This window comes from Gulosibacter sediminis (assembly GCF_030011715.1).
Lineage (GTDB): Bacteria > Actinomycetota > Actinomycetes > Actinomycetales > Microbacteriaceae > Gulosibacter > Gulosibacter sediminis.
On the sequence record NZ_JASCYH010000025.1, the window covers coordinates 1 to 17,395 of the forward strand.

12 protein-coding genes and 1 pseudogene are annotated in these 17,395 nt (G+C 67.5%); 8 read left to right on the forward strand and 5 right to left on the reverse strand.

Translation table 11 applies throughout. The annotated features are described in order from the left end of the window. The 6 genes from QM019_RS08785 to lplAB all read left to right on the forward strand — a co-directional run. Nucleotides 1-3,197, forward strand: a 3,197-nt coding sequence (locus tag QM019_RS08785; protein WP_282852663.1) for an aldehyde dehydrogenase family protein, incomplete at its 5' end; no start/stop codon positions are given. After that, nucleotides 3,197-4,621 (forward strand): FAD-binding oxidoreductase, encoded by a 1,425-nt coding sequence (locus tag QM019_RS08790; protein ID WP_282852664.1) that lies wholly within the window; start codon nucleotides 3,197-3,199, stop codon nucleotides 4,619-4,621. The genes QM019_RS08785 and QM019_RS08790, both read left to right, overlap by 1 nt. 32 nt (nucleotides 4,622-4,653) lie before the next feature. Then, complete coding sequence (locus QM019_RS08795; protein ID WP_282852665.1) at nucleotides 4,654-5,724, forward strand: 2,3-butanediol dehydrogenase; 1,071 nt, start codon at nucleotides 4,654-4,656, stop codon at nucleotides 5,722-5,724. Between the two features lie 71 nt (nucleotides 5,725-5,795). Beyond that, nucleotides 5,796-7,055 (forward strand): ornithine--oxo-acid transaminase, encoded by a 1,260-nt coding sequence (gene rocD / locus QM019_RS08800; RefSeq protein WP_282827468.1) that lies wholly within the window; start codon nucleotides 5,796-5,798, stop codon nucleotides 7,053-7,055. After that, on the forward strand, nucleotides 7,055-7,981 hold the full coding sequence (locus tag QM019_RS08805) for an alpha/beta fold hydrolase (protein WP_282852666.1): 927 nt from the start codon (nucleotides 7,055-7,057) through the stop codon (nucleotides 7,979-7,981). The genes rocD and QM019_RS08805 overlap by 1 nt, the downstream gene beginning before the upstream one ends. Before the next feature lie 32 nt (nucleotides 7,982-8,013). Continuing rightward, nucleotides 8,014-9,063, forward strand: coding sequence for a lipoate-protein ligase LplAB (gene lplAB, locus QM019_RS08810; protein WP_282852667.1), 1,050 nt, complete (start codon nucleotides 8,014-8,016; stop codon nucleotides 9,061-9,063). On the opposite strand, the gene QM019_RS08815 is transcribed toward lplAB, so the two are convergent. Next, nucleotides 9,047-9,628 carry a hypothetical protein gene (locus QM019_RS08815; RefSeq protein WP_282852668.1) on the reverse strand — a complete coding sequence of 194 codons (582 nt, stop codon included), beginning with the start codon at nucleotides 9,626-9,628 and terminating at the stop codon, nucleotides 9,047-9,049. The two genes, lplAB and QM019_RS08815, sit on opposite strands and share 17 nt — an antisense overlap. Nucleotides 9,629-10,490: 862 nt before the next feature. On the opposite strand from QM019_RS08815, the pseudogene QM019_RS08820 reads away from it, so the two are divergent. Beyond that, nucleotides 10,491-10,730: pseudogene (locus tag QM019_RS08820) on the forward strand (lipoate--protein ligase family protein); the annotation flags it as partial. Between the two features lie 25 nt (nucleotides 10,731-10,755). Here QM019_RS08820 and QM019_RS08825 read toward each other — a convergent pair. Genes QM019_RS08825 through QM019_RS08835 form a run of 3 tightly spaced genes read right to left on the reverse strand, consistent with a single transcriptional unit; the run spans nucleotide 10,756 to nucleotide 13,427 of the window. Further along, a complete protein-coding gene (locus QM019_RS08825) occupies nucleotides 10,756-11,373 on the reverse strand; it encodes a PepSY domain-containing protein (protein WP_282852670.1) in 618 nt (205 codons plus the stop codon). A 35-nt stretch (nucleotides 11,374-11,408) separates the two neighbouring features. Then, entirely contained in the window at nucleotides 11,409-11,699 is a 291-nt protein-coding gene (locus QM019_RS08830) for a GNAT family N-acetyltransferase (RefSeq protein WP_282852671.1), read from the reverse strand. A 45-nt stretch (nucleotides 11,700-11,744) separates the two neighbouring features. Then, nucleotides 11,745-13,427 (reverse strand): MDR family MFS transporter, encoded by a 1,683-nt coding sequence (locus QM019_RS08835; RefSeq protein WP_282852672.1) that lies wholly within the window; start codon nucleotides 13,425-13,427, stop codon nucleotides 11,745-11,747. Nucleotides 13,428-13,631: 204 nt separating this feature from the next. Between QM019_RS08835 and QM019_RS08840 the strand changes: the two genes are divergently transcribed. Then, on the forward strand, nucleotides 13,632-15,716 hold the full coding sequence (locus tag QM019_RS08840; RefSeq protein WP_282852673.1) for a hypothetical protein: 2,085 nt from the start codon (nucleotides 13,632-13,634) through the stop codon (nucleotides 15,714-15,716). 24 nt (nucleotides 15,717-15,740) lie between these two features. Here the strand turns inward: QM019_RS08840 and pgm are convergent, their stop codons facing one another. Continuing rightward, entirely contained in the window at nucleotides 15,741-17,366 is a 1,626-nt protein-coding gene (gene pgm, locus QM019_RS08845; RefSeq protein ID WP_282827482.1) for a phosphoglucomutase (alpha-D-glucose-1,6-bisphosphate-dependent), read from the reverse strand. Nucleotides 17,367-17,395: the final 29 nt, after the last annotated feature.

The window sequence follows — 17,395 nt, forward strand, 5'->3', positions numbered from 1 at the left end:
AGCAGCAGCACGGCCCGCTGCTGCTCCTGCGCGCGACGACCTCGCGGAACGTCGAGCTTGCTGTTGAGACCCTGCTGCGCGCGCTGCGCGCCGAACACGCGATCGGGGCGCGCGCCGGCATCGCACTGCCGGTCGACCTGCCCGACTCGGCCACGTTGCTGCGGCGGCTGGCTGGCTCGGCCCACCTGCTGCGCGAGGAGGGCGGTGCCCCGATTCGAGTGTCGCTGCACCGCATGCCCGATCGCCTGCGCGAGCGCGCCGATGCCCTGAGCAACGGCTGGCGCGTCGCGACCTACCTCACCGACGAAGACGTCGACGCGAACATGGCGCGCCTCATCGATGGCGTGCTCACGGCCGAGCATCGCGGCGTGCTCGAGCTTGAGGTCGACAGCACGGTGGCGATGGATGCGACGCTCGCGGCCTCGATAGCCCGCGCGCGCGAGAGCTTCACTCGCGTCGGGGTGGTGGTACGTCCCGACACCGATGAGACCGAGCTGGCGAGACTGCGCGAACTCGGCGCCGACCTGACGATGCGCGTCGCCCAGTTGCCCGCGAACGCCGGCTGGCGCCCCGCCGCCGCGTACCTGCGCGCCATCGTGACCGACCGCGCCCGGCAGCACGTCGAGGCGCACGAAGCGACGAGCGTCGACGGACTTGGGCCGCAGCAGGAGCGGCTGCTCTCGGCGGTCGCGCGCATGCACCAGATTCCCGCGGGGCAGCTGCGGCACCAGGAGCGCGTCGCGCCCGAGGACGCCCCGGGCGTCACGGCGGCGATCAAGCTCGAGTTGTTCCCCGAGGGCATGTTCGAAGACGAGCCCGAGCCCGCCACGAGCGACACCCTGCTCACCGACTCGGTCGACCTCAGCAATTTGGCGCAGGCGGCGCAAGCGACCACGGTGCTTGGCGACCGCGAGCGCGGTGAGAGCCTGCCGATCGACCGGCCCGAACCGCACGAGACCGGCGTCGCGCCGGCGGCCGACGCCTCGGGCACGATCAACCCCGCCGAGACCGGAGCAACCCCGAACCTCACCGAGGTCGTGCTCGGCCTGCGCCGCGGCCGCATATTGCGCAACACCTTCCGCAACGACCCGCTCAGCGACCCGACACTCGAGAACGTGCGCGACTGGGCCAGCCACATCCAGCGCCGCGCGGCGCGGAGCGAGCTCGGCATCGACGAGGCCGCCGAACACCAGCTTGGCTCGGTCGAGCAGGTGCAGGAGATCATCGATCGCGCGCACGTCGCCGGCGACTCGTGGCGGCAGACGAGTGGCTGGGAGCGGGCGGCGACGCTCGAGCAGATCGCGAAGGCCCTCGACGCGAACCGCGCCCGCCTCATCGAGGTCGCGATGGCCGAGACCGGCCTCGCTTTCGCCGAGATCGACCACGACGTGAGCCACGCGATCGACCTCGCGAACTACGACGCCCACCTGGCTCGTCAGCTCGACCGGGTGCAGGGGGCCGAGTTTGAGCCCGTGGCCGTCAGCGTCGCGGTGCCCGGCTGGATCTTCCCGGTGTCGTCGGTCGTATCGATTCTCGTCGCGGCCCTCGGCGCGGGCTCGGCCGTGATCCTCAAGCCCTCGCCGCGTAGCGAGCGCACGGCGGCGATTGTCGCCCGCGTGTTCTGGTCCACCGAGCTCGCCGACGGCCTGCTGCAGGTCGCGGGCAATGACTATTCGCGCATCACCGACGACCAGCTCGGGCGTGAACTCATCGTTGACGAACGCGTCGAGCGTGTGCTCATGCAGGGCGCGTACACCACCGCCTCGCACTTTTTAGAGTGGCGCCCCGACCTGCCGCTCATCGGCGCCTCGGGCGGCAAGAGCTCAGTCATCGTCACGCCGGCCGCCGACTACGACCAGGCTGCGCGCGACATCGCCCACAGCGTCGTCAGCGCGGCGGGGCAAGACCCCCTGCGCCCATCGACCGCGATTCTCGTCGGCTCGGCTGCCTTCAAGAGCCGCTTCGCCGAGCAGCTGGCCGACGCCGTCGCCTCGACGCGCATCGGCTACCCGGCTGACCCCTCGGTGCACGCGGGCCCACTCGTCGCGAAGGCTGCGGGCAAGGGCTATGAGATGCTCACCGAGCTTGCCGAGGGTGAGCGGTGGCTTGTCGAGCCGCGCAGCCTCGACGACACCGGCCGGCTGTGGACCCCCGGCGTGCGCGTGGGCGTCAAGCCGACGTCGCCGCTGCTGCACAACGACGCCGCGGTGCCCGTCATCAACATCGTGCACGCCGACCACCTCAACGCCGCAATCAAGCTGCAGAATCACCTCGACTACGGCCTCGGAGCGGGCCTGTTCTCGCTCGACCGCTCTGAGATCGCCCACTGGGTGCAGGGCGTCGAGGCGGGCAACCTCTTCGTAAACCGCGACGTCGTCGGGCACCGCGTGCAGCGGCAACCGTACGGCGGGTGGAAGCGGTCGATGATCGGCACGAAGCTAAAGTCGGGCGGGCCAAACACGCTGCTCCACCTTGGCGCCTGGCGCCCGGCCGAGCACTCGCAGTCGCACACGCTGCACCTGCGCGGCCTCGAGGAGTCGACCGCGCGGCTCATTGAGGCCCTCCAGCCCGGGCTCGCGTTTGATGACTTCGAGCGCGTGCGCCGCACCGCCTTGAGCTGCCAGATCGCCTGGAACGAGGAGTACGGCGAGGTCGTCGACGTCACAAACCTCCCGGTCGAGCGCAACCTGCTGCGCTACCGGCCAGCCCTCTGCCTCATCCGCGTTTCGTCCGACGCGACCGCGGCCGAACTCGGGCAGGTGCTCGTGGCCGCCTCTACCGCCCGCGCGAAGCTGCTCATCTCGACCGCCACCGAGCTGCCGCCGACGCTGCTGCGCGAGCTCGCGCAGCGAGAGGCGCAGGTGCGCATCGAGAGCGACGAGGAGTTCCTCGAGCGCATGCGCGACGAGGGGCTGGTCGAGGCCCCGCGCATCCGGCTGCTCGGCGGCTCGCGCAGCCAGCTCTGCGCGCACTTGAAGAACTCGGTCGACATCGCCCTGTTCTCTGACGACGTGACGCTCGCGGGTCGACTCGAGATGCTGCCGTTCCTGCGCGAGCAGTCGATCTCGATCACGGCGCACCGCTTCGGCTATCGCGACGAGCGGGTGCAGCAGCTGTTCCCGCACGAACTCGTCATCGACCACAACGTCAGCGTGCTCTCCGACGGCGGGCAGCTGCGCCGACCCGAAGGGGCGTAATGCCAGCAGTCCTCGAGCTCCTGCGGGAGCAGCTCGGCGAGCGCGTCGTCACCGACCCCGCGGTGCTCGCGACGCTGCGCACCGACCGCTCCGGGGCGCTCGCGGCGGGTACGCCGCTCGTGCTCGTCGAGGCGGCGACGATTGAGGACGTGCAGGCGACCTGCCGCATCGCGAGCGAGACCGGCACGCCGATCGTGCCCCGCGGTGCCGGCTCGGGCCTCGCGGGCGCTGCCTCGGCGGGTGAGGGCGAGATCGTGCTCTCGACCGCGGGCATGCGGCGCATTCTCGAGGTGCAGCCCGACGACCAGCTCTGCGTCGTCGAACCCGGCATCCTCAACGGCGAACTCAACGCCGAGCTGGCGAAGCAGGGCCTGTGGTGGCCGCCCGACCCGGCGTCGAAGGACTTCTCGAGCGTCGGCGGCAACATCGCGATGAACGCGGGTGGCCTGCTCTGCGCGAAGTACGGTGTCACCCGTGAGTCGGTGCTCGCGCTCAAGGTTGTGCTCGCGTCGGGTGACCTCATGGAGGTCGGCCACCGCACGGTCAAGGGCGTCACCGGCTACGACCTCTGCGCGCTGATGATCGGCAGCGAGGGCACACTCGGCATCATCGTCGAGGCGACGCTGAAGCTCCGGCCTGCGATCACCGGCGAGGTACCGACCATCGGCGCGTACTTCGCGGGCGTGCGCGACGCGGCCGACGCATCCGCCGCCGTCACCGCCGCGGGCATCCGCCCCGCGATCATGGAGCTGCTCGACCGCAACATGCTCGTTGCCGCCTCGAACGCGACGGGCGTCGACCTCGCCTCGCAGGGCAACACCTACCTCCTCATCCAGACCGACGGGGCGGATGCGCGGGGCGAGGCCGAGCGCATCCTCGAGCTCGTCGCGCCGCTCGCCACCTCGGCCGAGCTCACGCTCGACCCCGAGTCGGCCGCGACGCTCGTCGACGTGCGCCGCCGCGGCTTCCCCGCCCTCGAGGCGATGGGCGCCATGCTCGTTGAAGACTGCGCCGTGCCGCGCTCGCGGATGGCCGACATGTTCGAGCGCGTCGAGGCGATCGCCGCGAAGTACGACGTCTTCATCGCCTGCCCGGCCCACGCCGGCGACGGTAACCTGCACCCCACGTTCGTGTTCGAGGGCTCGGCGGCTGCGGTGCCCGACGAGATCTGGCAGGCGGCGGGCGAGCTGTTCGAAGCCGCGCTCGAGCTCGGCGGCACACTCTCGGGCGAGCACGGCATCGGCCTGCTCAAGCGCCGCTGGCTCGGCGCCGAACTCGGCGACACGCAGCTTTCGCTGCAGCGGCAAATCAAGGCCGTGTTCGACCCGAAGGGCATCCTCAACCCGGGCAAAATGTTCCCGCAGGAGCACCCGGTTTCGCCCTCCGGTTTCAGGGAAGTTTACGGTTCGCGGGCGCATAATTGAGGTGTCCCAGAAGGACCTACTTGGAGGGTGAAATGAAGGCAGCTCGTTACTACGGTAACCACGACATTCGCATCGAAGACATTGAGGCACCTACGGTTGAACCGGGCACGGTCGGCATCGACGTCGCCTACTGCGGCATCTGCGGCACCGACCTGCACGAGTACCTCGACGGCCCCATTTTCTGCCCGCCGCAGGGTCACCCGCACCCTATTTCTGGTGAGGCATCACCCATCACGCTCGGTCACGAAATGTCGGGCGTCGTCTACGAGGTTGGCGAGGGCGTCACGGGCGTCGAGGTCGGCGACCACGTGGTGGTCGAGCCGTACATCATCGCCGACGACGTCGACACCGGCCCGAGCAGCCGCGACTACCACCTCTCGCCGAACATGAACTTCATCGGACTCGCCGGCCGCGGCGGAGGACTCGCCGAGAAGATCGTGGTGCGCGAGCGCTGGGTGCACAAGATCTCGAAGGACATCCCCCTCGACGAGGCCGCGCTCATCGAGCCGCTTTCGGTCGCGAAGCACGCGGTCGACCGCTCGGGTGCCGTCGCCGGCCAGACCGCCCTCGTCGGCGGCGCGGGCCCCATCGGCCTGCTCACCGCGACCGTGCTCAAGGCGATCGGCGTCACCGTCTATGTCTCAGAGCTCAGCGAACTGCGCCGCCAGAAGGCGCTCGAAGCGGGCGTTGTCGACGAGGCGTTCGACCCGCGCGAGGTCGACGTGCCCGAGGAGATTCGCAAGCGCACCGGTGGCAAGGGTGCGGATGTCGCGTTCGAGGCCACGAGCGTGCAGGTCGTGCTCGACACCCTGATGGACGCGCTGCGCCCGACCGGAGTGCTGCTCATCGTCTCGATCTGGGGCCACAAGGCCGACTTCGACATGCACAAGCTCGTCATGAAGGAGATCGACATGCGCGGCTCGATCGCCTACGTAAACAACCACCCCGACACGATCAAGCTCGTCGAGGAGGGCAAGGTCAACCTCAAGCCCTTCATCACCGGCAAGATCGCGCTCGACGACCTGGTTGAGAAGGGCTTCGACACCCTCATCAACCACAACGAAACGGCCGTGAAGATCCTCGTTTCGAAGGACGGCAACTAGCCAGGTCCTGCCTCGCGCCGGGTGCCCCGAGTTCATGGGGCGCCCGGCGCGAGCGCGCTAGGCTTACACGCATGACAGATGAGCGGGCCAGACTCAGCGAACGCGAGCTGCAGGAAGTAAGCAAGGTCGAGAACTTCACGGCGAACAACTACGCGCCGCTGCCGATTGTGCTCGCCTCGGGCGAGGGTTCCTGGGTCACCGACGTCGATGGCAAGCGCTACCTCGACTGCCTCTCGGCGTTCTCGGCGACGACGTTCGGCCACGCCTACCCGAAGTTCATTGCGGCGGCCCGCGACCAGATGGCCACGATCTCGCTCGCATCGCGCGCGGTATTCGTTGAGGGCCTCGGCGACTTCGCCGAAGGGCTCGCGAAGCTCGCGGGCAAAGACCAGGTGCTCATCATGAACACCGGCGCCGAGGCGAACGAGACCGCGATCAAGGTCGCCCGCAAGTGGGGCGTCAAGGTCAAGGGCATCGAGAACGGTCGCCAAAAGGTGATCGGCATGCAGAACAACTTCCACGGCCGCACCATGGCGATGGTTTCACTCAGCGACGACCCGGTGGCCCGCGCCGACTACGGCCCCTACACGCCCGGCTTCGAGCTCGTGCCGTTCAACGACGCGGCCGCGATCGAGCGGGCGATCGATGACGACACCGTCGCGGTCATCCTCGAGCCCATCCTGGGCGAGGCCGGCATCCTGCTGCCCGACGAGGGGTACCTCGCCGAGGTGCGCCGCATCACGAGCGAACGGGGCGTGCTGCTCATCTTCGACGAGGTGCAGACGGGCCTCGGCCGCACCGGCACCACCTTCCGCTTCCAGGCCGAGGGTGTCGAGCCCGACCTCATCACTGTCGCGAAGGCGCTCGGCGGCGGCATCCTGCCGGTGTCGGCCGTCATCGGCAACGAAGACGTGCTCGGCGTGCTCACGCCCGGCGCGCACGGCTCGACCTTTGGTGGCAATCCGATGGCAGCTGCCGTCGGTCAGGCCGTCGTCGACGAACTCGCGAGCGGCACCTGGCAGCGCAGCAACCAGGAGCTTCACCCGGTGCTCTTCGACGCGCTTGAGTCGCTCATCGGCCGCGGCGTCACCGCGGTGCGCGGCGCGGGCCTCTGGGCCGGTGTCGACATCGACCCGGCCATCGGCAGCGCGCACGACGTCTGCCTCGACCTGCTCGACCACGGCATCCTCGCGAAAGACACGCACGGCATCACGGTGCGCCTCGCGCCGCCGATTATCGCGAACCACGACGAGATCGCGCTGCTCGTGCGCGAGTTCACCGCCGTGATCAACGCGCGCTGGGAGGCAGCGCAGGCAGGGGTCGAGGGCTGATGGGCGTCGCCGACCGCTTCTACACACCCGGCATCGACACGACGAACGACGGGTTCGAGGTCGATTACCGCGAGCACCTGCTCGACGTGAACGGCGTCTCGGTGCACATCTACGAGTGGCGCCCCGAGGGAGAACCGGTCGCGCTCATCCACATCTCGCACGGCGCGGGCGAGCACGCGCGCCGCTACCAGCGCCTCGCGAACGACCTCACCGCTGCGGGCTACGCCGTCATCGCGAACGACCACATCGGCCACGGCCGCACGGGCGTGAACAACAAGGGCATCGGTGTCATGGGCGTGCACGGGATGCGCGACTCGATTCGCGTCGTGCGTCGCGTCATCGAGTGGGGCAAGGAGCTCTACCCGGGCATCCCGTTCGTCGAGTTCGGGCACTCGTGGGGTTCGCTCATGGGGCAGCAGATACTCGCCACCAACCCGACCATCTTCGATGCCGTCGTCTGGTCCGGCACGACCCTGCTCATCCCGGGCATCGCGAACACCGGCAACTTCAACGAGCCGTGGGACGGCGACGGGCACGGCATGAGCTGGCTCACGCGCGACAAGGCCGAGATCAAGTGGATGATCGACGACCGCTACGGCTTCGACATCGGCCAGTCCGACATGCTCGACATGCCGGCCGTGCTCGGCGCCTTCTCGGTGCCGCGGCCGCTGCTCATGGGCCGGGCCGCGCGCGTGCCGATGCACATCCTCGGCGGCAGCGAAGACGAGGTCTCGAACCGCGGGCGCGGTGCCCGGGCACTCGCCTGGTGCTACCGCCACCTGTCGCGCATGCACGACGTCACGCTGCGCATCTACGACGGCGCCCGCCACGAAGTCTTCAACGAACTCAACCGAGCCGACGCCACGACCGACCTGATCGAGTGGCTCGACTGGCACCTTCGCGCGCCGAGCGAACTCGGGCGCTAACGCACACGACCGAAGATCGGAGGCCGGCACTCGTGCACGGCGAATACAAGGTTCCCGGCGGCAAGCTTGTCGTCATCGACTTCGACGCCGAGGGCGGCGCACTCGCGAACGTGCGCCTCGCCGGCGACTTCTTCCTCGAGCCCGACGAGGCGCTCGAACTGGTGAACGCGGCGCTCAACGGGCTGTCACTCGAAAGCACGAGTGAGGACTTCGCGCGCGCGGTGCGCGACGCACTGCCCGCGGATGCGGTGCTGCTCGGCTTCTCGCCCGAAGCCGTGGCCGTGGCCGTGCGCCGCGCGATTCTCGGTGCGCGCGACTGGCGCGAGTATGACTGGCAGGTCATTCAGCACGGCCCGCTCTCGCCGATGACGCAGGTCGCGCTTGATCAGGTGCTCACCGAGGAGGTCGGCGCTGGCCACCGCCCGCCGACGCTGCGGTTCTGGGAGTGGGACGAGTCGGCCGTCGTACTTGGTTCGTTCCAGTCGGTGAAGAACGAGGTCGACCTTGAGAACGCGGAGAAGTACGGCGTGCAGGTCGTGCGCCGCATCTCGGGCGGCGGGGCGATGTTCATGGAGGCCGGGTCGATCGTGACGTACTCGCTCTACGTTCCAGCCGAGCTGGTTGCGGGCATGAGCTTTGCCGAGTCCTACAGCTTCCTCGATGAGTGGGTGCTCGAGGCGCTCACGAGCATCGGCATCGAGGCGAGCTACGAGCCGCTCAACGACATCGCGTCGCCGCAGGGCAAGATCGGCGGCGCCGCGCAGAAGCGACTCAGCTCGGGTGCCGTGCTGCACCACGCGACGCTGTCGTATGACATCGACGCCGAGAAGATGGTGCAGGTGCTGCGCATCGGTCGCGAGAAGATGAGCGACAAGGGCACGAAGTCGGCGAAGAAGCGCGTCTCGCCGCTGAAGTCACAGACAGGGATGCCCCGGGCCGAGATCATCGAGCACCTGCGCGACACCTTCGTGGCCCGGCACGGCGGCACCCCCGGAGAGATCACGCCGGAGGAACTCGCCCGCGCCGAGGAGCTCGTGGCGTCGAAGTTCTCGACGCCCGAGTGGCTCAACCGCGTGCCGTAGCGGCCCGCCACACCTCCCCGAGCAGTGGGCCGCCGGGGCCCGGACCAGTTGCCTCGAAGGCATCAAGCACGTGCTTCCTCTGTGCCTCGGTCGCCCCGCGCTCCTCGAGATACAGGTGCAGTGAGCGATAGCTGAGTTCGCCTATTGACGCAGTGTCCTTGGTCTCGGGGCTCGCATTGTCGTTGACCCGGGCGAGCTCGCCCGCTGCTCCTCCGCGTGCAACGATGCCCTCGATCACCGACCTCGGCACGTCGGCGCCGGTTGCGAGGTTGCCGAGCACTCCCGCATTGCCCGTATCGAACAATGCGACGTAGATCGAGGGTGGAAGCCGCTCTTCACCCGCCAGGTGAAAGAGCGTCGATTCGTCGCCGGTGGCCACGAGGTCGACGAGTTCCTGTTCAGTGCTGCCCTCGTGGTCGGGAATGCCCCATTCGATATGACCGCTCATGTTGATCAGGCAGGGAACAAGCATCGGAATGCGGCAGTTGAAGTGGGAGCCTTGCAAGAAGCAGACTTTCCCGTCTTCCACTCTGTTGTACCGGTGCTGCCATTCGGTGTCCGCCACTTAATCAGGTAGTACGCTTGATACGTTTTTCCAGTGGTGGATGAGTGAGGTGTGTTCCATTGCTTTCCGCTCGTGCTAAACGTCCAGGAGTTTGTGTTTGTGTTTGTGTCAATCTTTGAACCTGACGCATAAATGGTACTCGTCATTGATCCACTCTGCACTTCCCCTTTGCCTCCACGAGTGAAGTTTACTGCAGTGTAGCTGCCAGTTCGGCCGGGATTCGTCGTTATTCTGAAATCGACCCAGGATGAGGTTGTGCAAATAACCAGCGTGCATGTGGTCCAGTTATAGCGGGCCGACAGTGTCCATGTGAAGCGGTTGTTTGTCGCTGTTCCACGAACAGGCGCGGATGTGAAACTCATCGGCTGTGTTGACGGCTCTTCGGCTGATTCAACTAGGTTCTGAGCGTCAAGAGTCAGTGGGGAGTCGGACGAGGCGCTAGATTCTGCACTTTCAAGAACTTCAACACGTTCTGAATCCGTAAGATGGTCGAGTCCTAGAATTTCTGGAATTGACTCCGACTCGGAAAGTTCACTAAAATATTCGGCGACGATTTCAGGCTCGTTGCCGGACATTATTGAATCATATATTTCAATGAAGGATGCACCTTCAATAGCGCCAAATGTGACTGAAATATCCTCAGAGGGCTCAGTATTGGACATGGTTGGGGTTAGATAAAATGTGCCAGTCAACGTTAGTACGGAAACGGCCCCGACGATGTAACGTGCAACCAATGTTGCCTCCTAAGATTTGACGAAAGGGATGAGTGCGTTTCTCCTTTTCTCTTGAGAGTTTCTGATGACTCCGATGATTGCGCAAGTGAATAATTGGTAAAGGCGCTGACGGTCGATCGTCCTACAGGCTGCGGATCGGCCGCGAGAAGATGAGCGACAAGGGCACGAAGTCGGCGAAGAAGCGGGTCTCGCCGCTGAAGTCGCAGACCGGGATGCCCCGGGCCGAGATCATCGGGCACCTGCGCGACACCTTCGTGGCCCTACATGGCGGCACCCCCGCAGACATCACGCCGGAGGAGCTCGGCCGCGCCGAGGAACTCGTGGCGTCGAAGTTCTCGACGCCCGAGTGGCTCAACCGCGTGCCGTAGCGGCCCGCCACACCTCCCCGATGCGCTAGTCCTCGCGGATGTCGCCGGTCGCGGCGTCGATCTCGAGGTCAGGCTGCTCGTTGCCGTCGTCGTCATCGAAGTCGACATCCCAGTGCAGGCTGCCGTCGTCGCTGTCGAGGTCGATGCTGTCAACGACACCCGACTGGTGCTCCTGCGCGAGGGCGATCGCCTGCTCCATCGACACGTTCACCTCATCGAGACGGCTGAGCTCGTCGTCATCCTGCTCTTCGATCCGCGCGGTGCCGTCGGCCGACACCTCGACCTCGTAGACCACGCCGTCGAGTGCGACCTCGATGTCGAAGCGGTCGTCGCCGTCATCGTCGAGATCAAGTGAAACCGCGAAGCTGCCGGAACCCACTTCATCCTGGGCCGCCGTGATCGCGGCCGTGTAGTCGACGCCCGACGCGGCCTGGCCCTGCGAGCTGTCGTCGCTCGGCGCGGCGCTCGACTCGGGCGCCGCGGTCTCGGCGGGCGCCTGCGTCTCGTCCGGAGCCTGCGAGTCCGCCACCTCGGGCGCATCCGCGCTCGTTGCGTCGCCGCCGCTCGAGCACGCGGCCAGGGTGCCGAGCAGCACCGGGGTGGCGATGAGGGACAGGGCGATGCGGGTGGTGTTCTTGTTCATGCCCCCCACGCTATGCACGGGGCATTGGCCGAAGGTTAGCGCTGTGTGAGAGCGCTGTAATCTTCGTGCCGCGCGATCCATGCCTGCACGTAGCTGCACGCGGGCACGACGCGCTTCGTGCTGTTGTCGCGCACGTCGTCGAGCGCCGACTTCACGAGCTTCGACGCGACACCCGCGCCGCGATGGTCGGGGTCGACCACGGTGTGGTCGAAGACGAGCTCGTGTTCGGTCTCGGTGTAGTGCGCGAAACCGGCGACCTCATCATCGAGGTAGAGGGCGTAGCGCTCGTTGTCGGGCTCGTGCGTCACGGTGTAAGCATCAGACATGGCCTCACGCTAGCGAGCGAAGCCGAGGGCGCGCTGTGCCGCTGACTAGGTCGTCGCGTTGCTGCGCAGGTCGCCGCGCTGCTGCATCTCTTGCAGTGCCGACGCCGTGCGGAACGGCTGGTTTGGCAGCACGAACGAGAGCAGCAATGCGATGACGAGCATGCCAAGCCCGAGCCAGTAGCCGTAGACGAGTGAGTTGTTGAACGCGTCCATGAACGGCGCGGCGAGGCGCTCATCGGCGCCGGTGAGGAAGCTCGTGTCGCCGTTCATCGCGGCGGCCGCCTGATTGCTCGGGCCGTTGAGTAGCTCGACGATGCGCTCGTTCGCGGCGTCGGGCGACTTCGCCTGTTCGGCGAGCGCGTCGGCGACCGGGCCCGAGTGGGCGGGTGCGTCGAGCGCCGCCGGAATTGTCTGCGTCAGCGTACCGAACAGCAGCGAGAAGGTGATGCCGGTGCCGAGCGTGCCGCCAATCGAGCGGAAGAACGAGGATGCGCTGGTCGCGACACCCATCTCGGTCGCGTCGACCGAGTTCTGCAGCACGAGGGTGAGGCCCTGCAGCAGCCCGCCGAGCGCGGCGCCGAAGAGCACCATCGGCAGGTAGAGCTTCCAGAGTGGGTCGTCGTAGCGCAGCGTGACGAGAATCGCGAAGGCGACGGTGAGCAGCGTGAGGCAGAGCACGACGATCCACTTCGCGCGCCCGAGTCTCGCATAGACGAAGCCGATGACCGAGGACGTGATGAGCTGCGCGCCGATGAGCGGCAGCTGCGCGAGGCCCGCGGCGGTCGGCTCGAGCTCCATGACGACCTGAATGTAGAGCGGCAGCGTTGTCATGACGCTGAACATCGCGAAGCCGACGAGCACGCTGAGCAGCACCGCGATCGTGAAGGCGCGCGACGAGAACAGTCGCAGCGGAATCAGCGCGTCGCGGCCCATGTAGCGCTCGGTGAAGATGAAGCCGACGAACGCCGCGACGATGACGACATAGCAAACGACCGCCGGCGCCGAGGTCCAGCCCCAGTACGCGCCCTGCTCGGCGACGAGAATGAGCGGCACGACGATGAGCGTGACGAGCGCGGCGCCGCCGAAGTCGATGCGCGGCTGCGCCCGCTTGCGGGGCAGGTGGAGGAACCGCGAGACGAGCACGAACGCGATCGCGATGAGCGGCACGTTGATGAGGAACACCCAGCGCCAGCCCGAGATCCAGAGCAACTCGTCCATGCCCGCGAACAGGCCTCCGATGAGCGGGCCGGCGACCGAGGCGACGCCGAACGCCGCCATGAACAGGCCCTGATAGCGGGCGCGATCCTTCGGCGCGAACATGTCGGCGAGGATCGCGAGCGGCAAGGACATGAGGCCACCGGCGCCGAGCCCCTGCACCGCGCGGAAGGCGGCGAGCTGAATCATGTCTTGCGAGAACGTCGACAGCACTGAGCCGAGCGCAAAGATCACGATGGCCGTGAGCATGAGCGGTCGGCGACCCAGCACATCCGAAAGCTTGCCGTAGATCGGCGTGCTCACCGTCGAAGCGATGAGGAACGCGGTGGTCACCCACGCCTGCAGCGACAGGCCGCCGAGTTCGTCGGCGATCGTGCGCATCGCGGTGCCGACGACGGTCTGGTTCAGCGCCGACAAGAACATCGACACGATGATGCTGAGGAGGACGAGGTGGATGCTGCGCTTGGTGAGGATCTGCGAGGTGACTGGCTGGTGGGCTCGGTTCTTCGCCATGCAGAAATTTCCCCTCGCGCGCCGCACCGTGCACCGTATTGTCGTTAGCTGATGAATTGTACGCCGCCTGTACTACATTGCCGAGGTTCTGCCATCGGTCGCGGTAAATTGGCGGCAGGAGGCATGATGAGCACCAAGACCTGTCCCGTGTGTGGGGCCACCATCGTCGCGGGCCAGCGTTTTTGCGGCGAGTGTGGCAGCCGATTGGCGACCACGCAGGAGTCGGCGCAAGCCGGCGACGCGGCCGAGCGCAATTCAGTGATGCACCGACCGGGCGGCGGATCGCCAGACCCGTTCGCGGTCGGCTCGGCCGACGCAGGGTTCGGCGAAGACGATGACTTCTTTAGCCAGTTCGTGCCGAAGTCGAGCGCGCAGCAATCGCAGGATGCGCCCGCGCAGCCCGCGGCGCCCGAAGAGTTGCGGTCGCGGCGCTCGCGGCGTCGCTTCAACCCGAACGTCTACGAGACCGGGCCGGTCGAGGATGTCGCGGCAGGCGACACCGGGCAGGTGCCGCCGATGTTCCCGCGGCACGTCGCTGAGGAGACCTCGCAGCCATCGGCTCCACCCGAGACCGCCGCACCCCAGCAGTCGGCGCCTGCGGCCTCGCCGTTCGAGGAGTCGGGCGAGCCCATCGAGCCGAAGACGCGTCAGATGTCGCTCGACGACATCCAGCACGCGCTGAGCGCTCATGAGCCGGTCGAGCAGAGCGCCGCCAGCCAGCACGAGGATGCGCGTGAGCAGGAAGAGCGCGCCCGCACCGCCGAGACCTGGCAGGTAGACCCGGACCGCCGGCGCGTCGCCGACGAGGCGACCTTCACGCAGCTCATCGAGGGTCTGCCCGACGACCCCGCCGACCACCCGATCTCCTCGCCGAAGTACGTGCAGGACGATGTGCAGGGCGACGTGCAGCAGGACGCCGGGCAGCAGGAGCTGCCGCAGTTGCAGGCGCCCCAGCAGGCGCAGTCATCGCAGCAGGCCCCAGCGCCGGCCCCGACGCAGGCAGAGAGCCGGGCCGAGTCGGCCTTTGCGCCCCTGCCGCAGGCCGAGGTCGACCCGCAGCAGCGCGAACAGCAGGAGCGCGCGAACGCGTTCTTCACGGATGCGCCCACCGAGCGCGCACAGGCGGAGCAAGCTCAGCAGGCGCAGGCCGAAGCGCAGGCCGCCGCCGAACGTGAGCAGGCAGACCGCGCACGAGCCGAGCAGGCTCAGGCCGAACAAGAACAGGCCGAACAAGAACAGGTCGAACAAGCGGCGCAGCAGCAGGCCGCGCCCGGCTCCTCGATGCCGACGCTGCCGCCACTCGCGCAGCACAACCAGCAGCAGGGCTGGGCCCAGCCACAGCCGCCGCAGCCGTCCCAACAGCAGTCCTCCTCGCAGCCCCAAGACCCGCAGGACCGCGAACTCAACTTCGACAGCCTCATGTCGGAGTTCGACGACTCCGAGCAGCAGTCCGAGCGTAACCAGCAGGCCTCGCCGGCGTCGACACGCGACTGGCGCGCATCCGAACGCCGAGCAGCCGAAAGCGCAACCGCGGTCGGCGCAGGCACGGCCATCAACGTGGGCGGTGGCACTGGTGGCCCAGGCGGCCCGACCGGCCCAGGCGGTTCCGGTCCGCGGGGCCCCGAGAACGGCGACCCGAAGTACACCCCGCAGGAAGTGCAGCGTCGCCGCAAGGGCGTCATGACGATCCTCATCGCTGCGGCTGCGGCCGTTGTGCTCATCATCGGCGCTTTCGGCATTAGCGCACTCTTCGGCAGCGGTCAGAGTGACCCGGCGGCCGAGGGAGAGCAGTCACAGACCTCGGCCGGCACCGAGTCGACCGCGCCGACCGTCGGGGGCAACCTCGGCGACGGCGGACCGACCGAAACCGAAACCCAGACGGCCGAGCCGACGCAGGAGCCGTTCGATCCGGTTACGTTCCAGTCGGGCTCGGGCAACATTCGCTGCCAGATCACGCAGGAGACCGGTGTCGCCTGCCAGCTCACTGCGACGAACTTCGCCGCCCCCGCCGAGATGTGCCAGAACGGCCTCTACGCCGGTGCATCCGTTGGCGTCACGACCGACGGCGCGACCTACCCGTGCCTGACCAGCGGCTTCGGCGGCGGCCAGGCGCTCGGCTACGACACCCCGATCACCGCCGGCCCGTACACCTGCTCGATCAACTACTCGACCGGTGTGAACTGCGACAACGGTGACGGTGACGGCTTCTCGATGGAGTACTCCGCCGGCATCACGATCAACGGCGACATGGCCGCCGAGCCGCAGCCCGAGGTGGCGCCGGTCGGCTAGTTCCGCCCACCGGCGCCCTCGGCGCTACTGCATCGCCGCGTCGACGATCTGCTTCGCCTCGGCCTGCACCTGCGCGAGGTGATCCGGGCCCTTGAACGACTCGGCGTAGATCTTGTAGACGTCCTCGGTGCCGCTCGGGCGAGCCGCGAACCAGGCGTTCTCGGTGACGACCTTGAGGCCGCCGATGGCCGCGCCGTTGCCGGGTGCCTCAGTGAGGCGGGCGACGATCGGCTCGCCCGCGAGCTCGGTGGCGGTTACCGCGTCGCCCGAGAGGGCCTTGAGCTTCGCCTTCTGCGCGGGCGAGGCCGGCGCATCCACTCGCTGGTAGGCAGGGTCGCCGAACTTCGCGACCAGGTCGTGGTAGTAGTGCGAGGGCGAACGGCCCGTCACGGCGATGATCTCGGCCGCGAGCAGGGCGAGCAGGATGCCGTCCTTGTCGGTCGTCCACGTCGTACCTTCGAAGGTAAGGAACGACGCGCCCGCCGACTCCTCGCCGCCAAACACGACGCTGCCGTCGCTCAGGCCGGGCACGAACCACTTGAAGCCCACCGGCACCTCATCGAGCTTGCGGCCGAGGCTCGCAACGACGCGGTCGATCATCGAACTCGACACGAGCGTCTTGCCGATGCCCGCATCCGCCGACCAGCCGGGGCGGTGCGTCGCGAGGTAGTCGATCGCCACTGCGAGGTAGTGGTTCGGGTTCATGAGGCCGTGCGCCGGGGTGACGATGCCGTGACGGTCGGCGTCGGCGTCGTTGCCGGTAAGGATGTCATAGTCCTGGCGGTGCGCGAGCACCGAGGCCATCGCCGAGGGGCTCGAGGGATCCATGCGGATCTTGCCGTCCCAGTCGAGCGTCATGAACGGCCAGCGCGGGTCGACGTTCGGGTTCACGACGGTGAGGTCAATGCCGTAGGTGTCGGCGATCGCCTGCCAGTACTCGACGCTCGAGCCGCCGAGCGGATCGGCGCCGATGCGCACGCCCGCGCGCTGGATCGCCTCGAAGTCGATCACCTTCGCGAGGTCGTTCACGTACTCGGTGCGGAAGTCGTAGCGGCCGATCTTGCCGTCGGAGTTCGTGCGCTCGACGCCCTCGTTGCCGCCCGCGATGAGGTCGTTCGCGCGGTTTTCGATCCACTTTGTCGCGTCGGTGTCGGCGGGGCCGCCGTGGGGCGGGTTGTACTTGAAGCCGCCGTCCTGCGGCGGGTTGTGGCTCGGGGTGATGATGATGCCGTCGGCCTGGGCGGATGCGTGGGCCGGGTCGGCGTTGTACGCCACGATCGCGCGTGAGAGCGACGGGGTCGGCACCCACGAGTTATTCGAGTCGGCGAGCACGTTGACGCCGTGCGCCGCGAGCACGTCGAGTGCCGTCTCTTCGGCTGGCGCGCTCAGCGCGTGTGTGTCGCGGCCGATGAAGAGGGGCCCGGTGACGCCCTGCTCGGTGCGATACTCGACGATCGCCTGCGTGATGGCGAGGATGTGCGTCTCGTTGAACGACGACGTCAGGCTCGAGCCGCGGTGCCCCGAGGTGCCGAAGGCGACGCGCTGCGTCGGTTCGTCGACGTTCGGAACATTGCGGTAGTAGGCGCCGATGAGGTCATCAACGTCGATGAGGTCTTCGGGAAGTGCAACTGTGCCGGCTCGTTCATGCATGGGTTCATCCTGACAGTATTTGGTTGCAA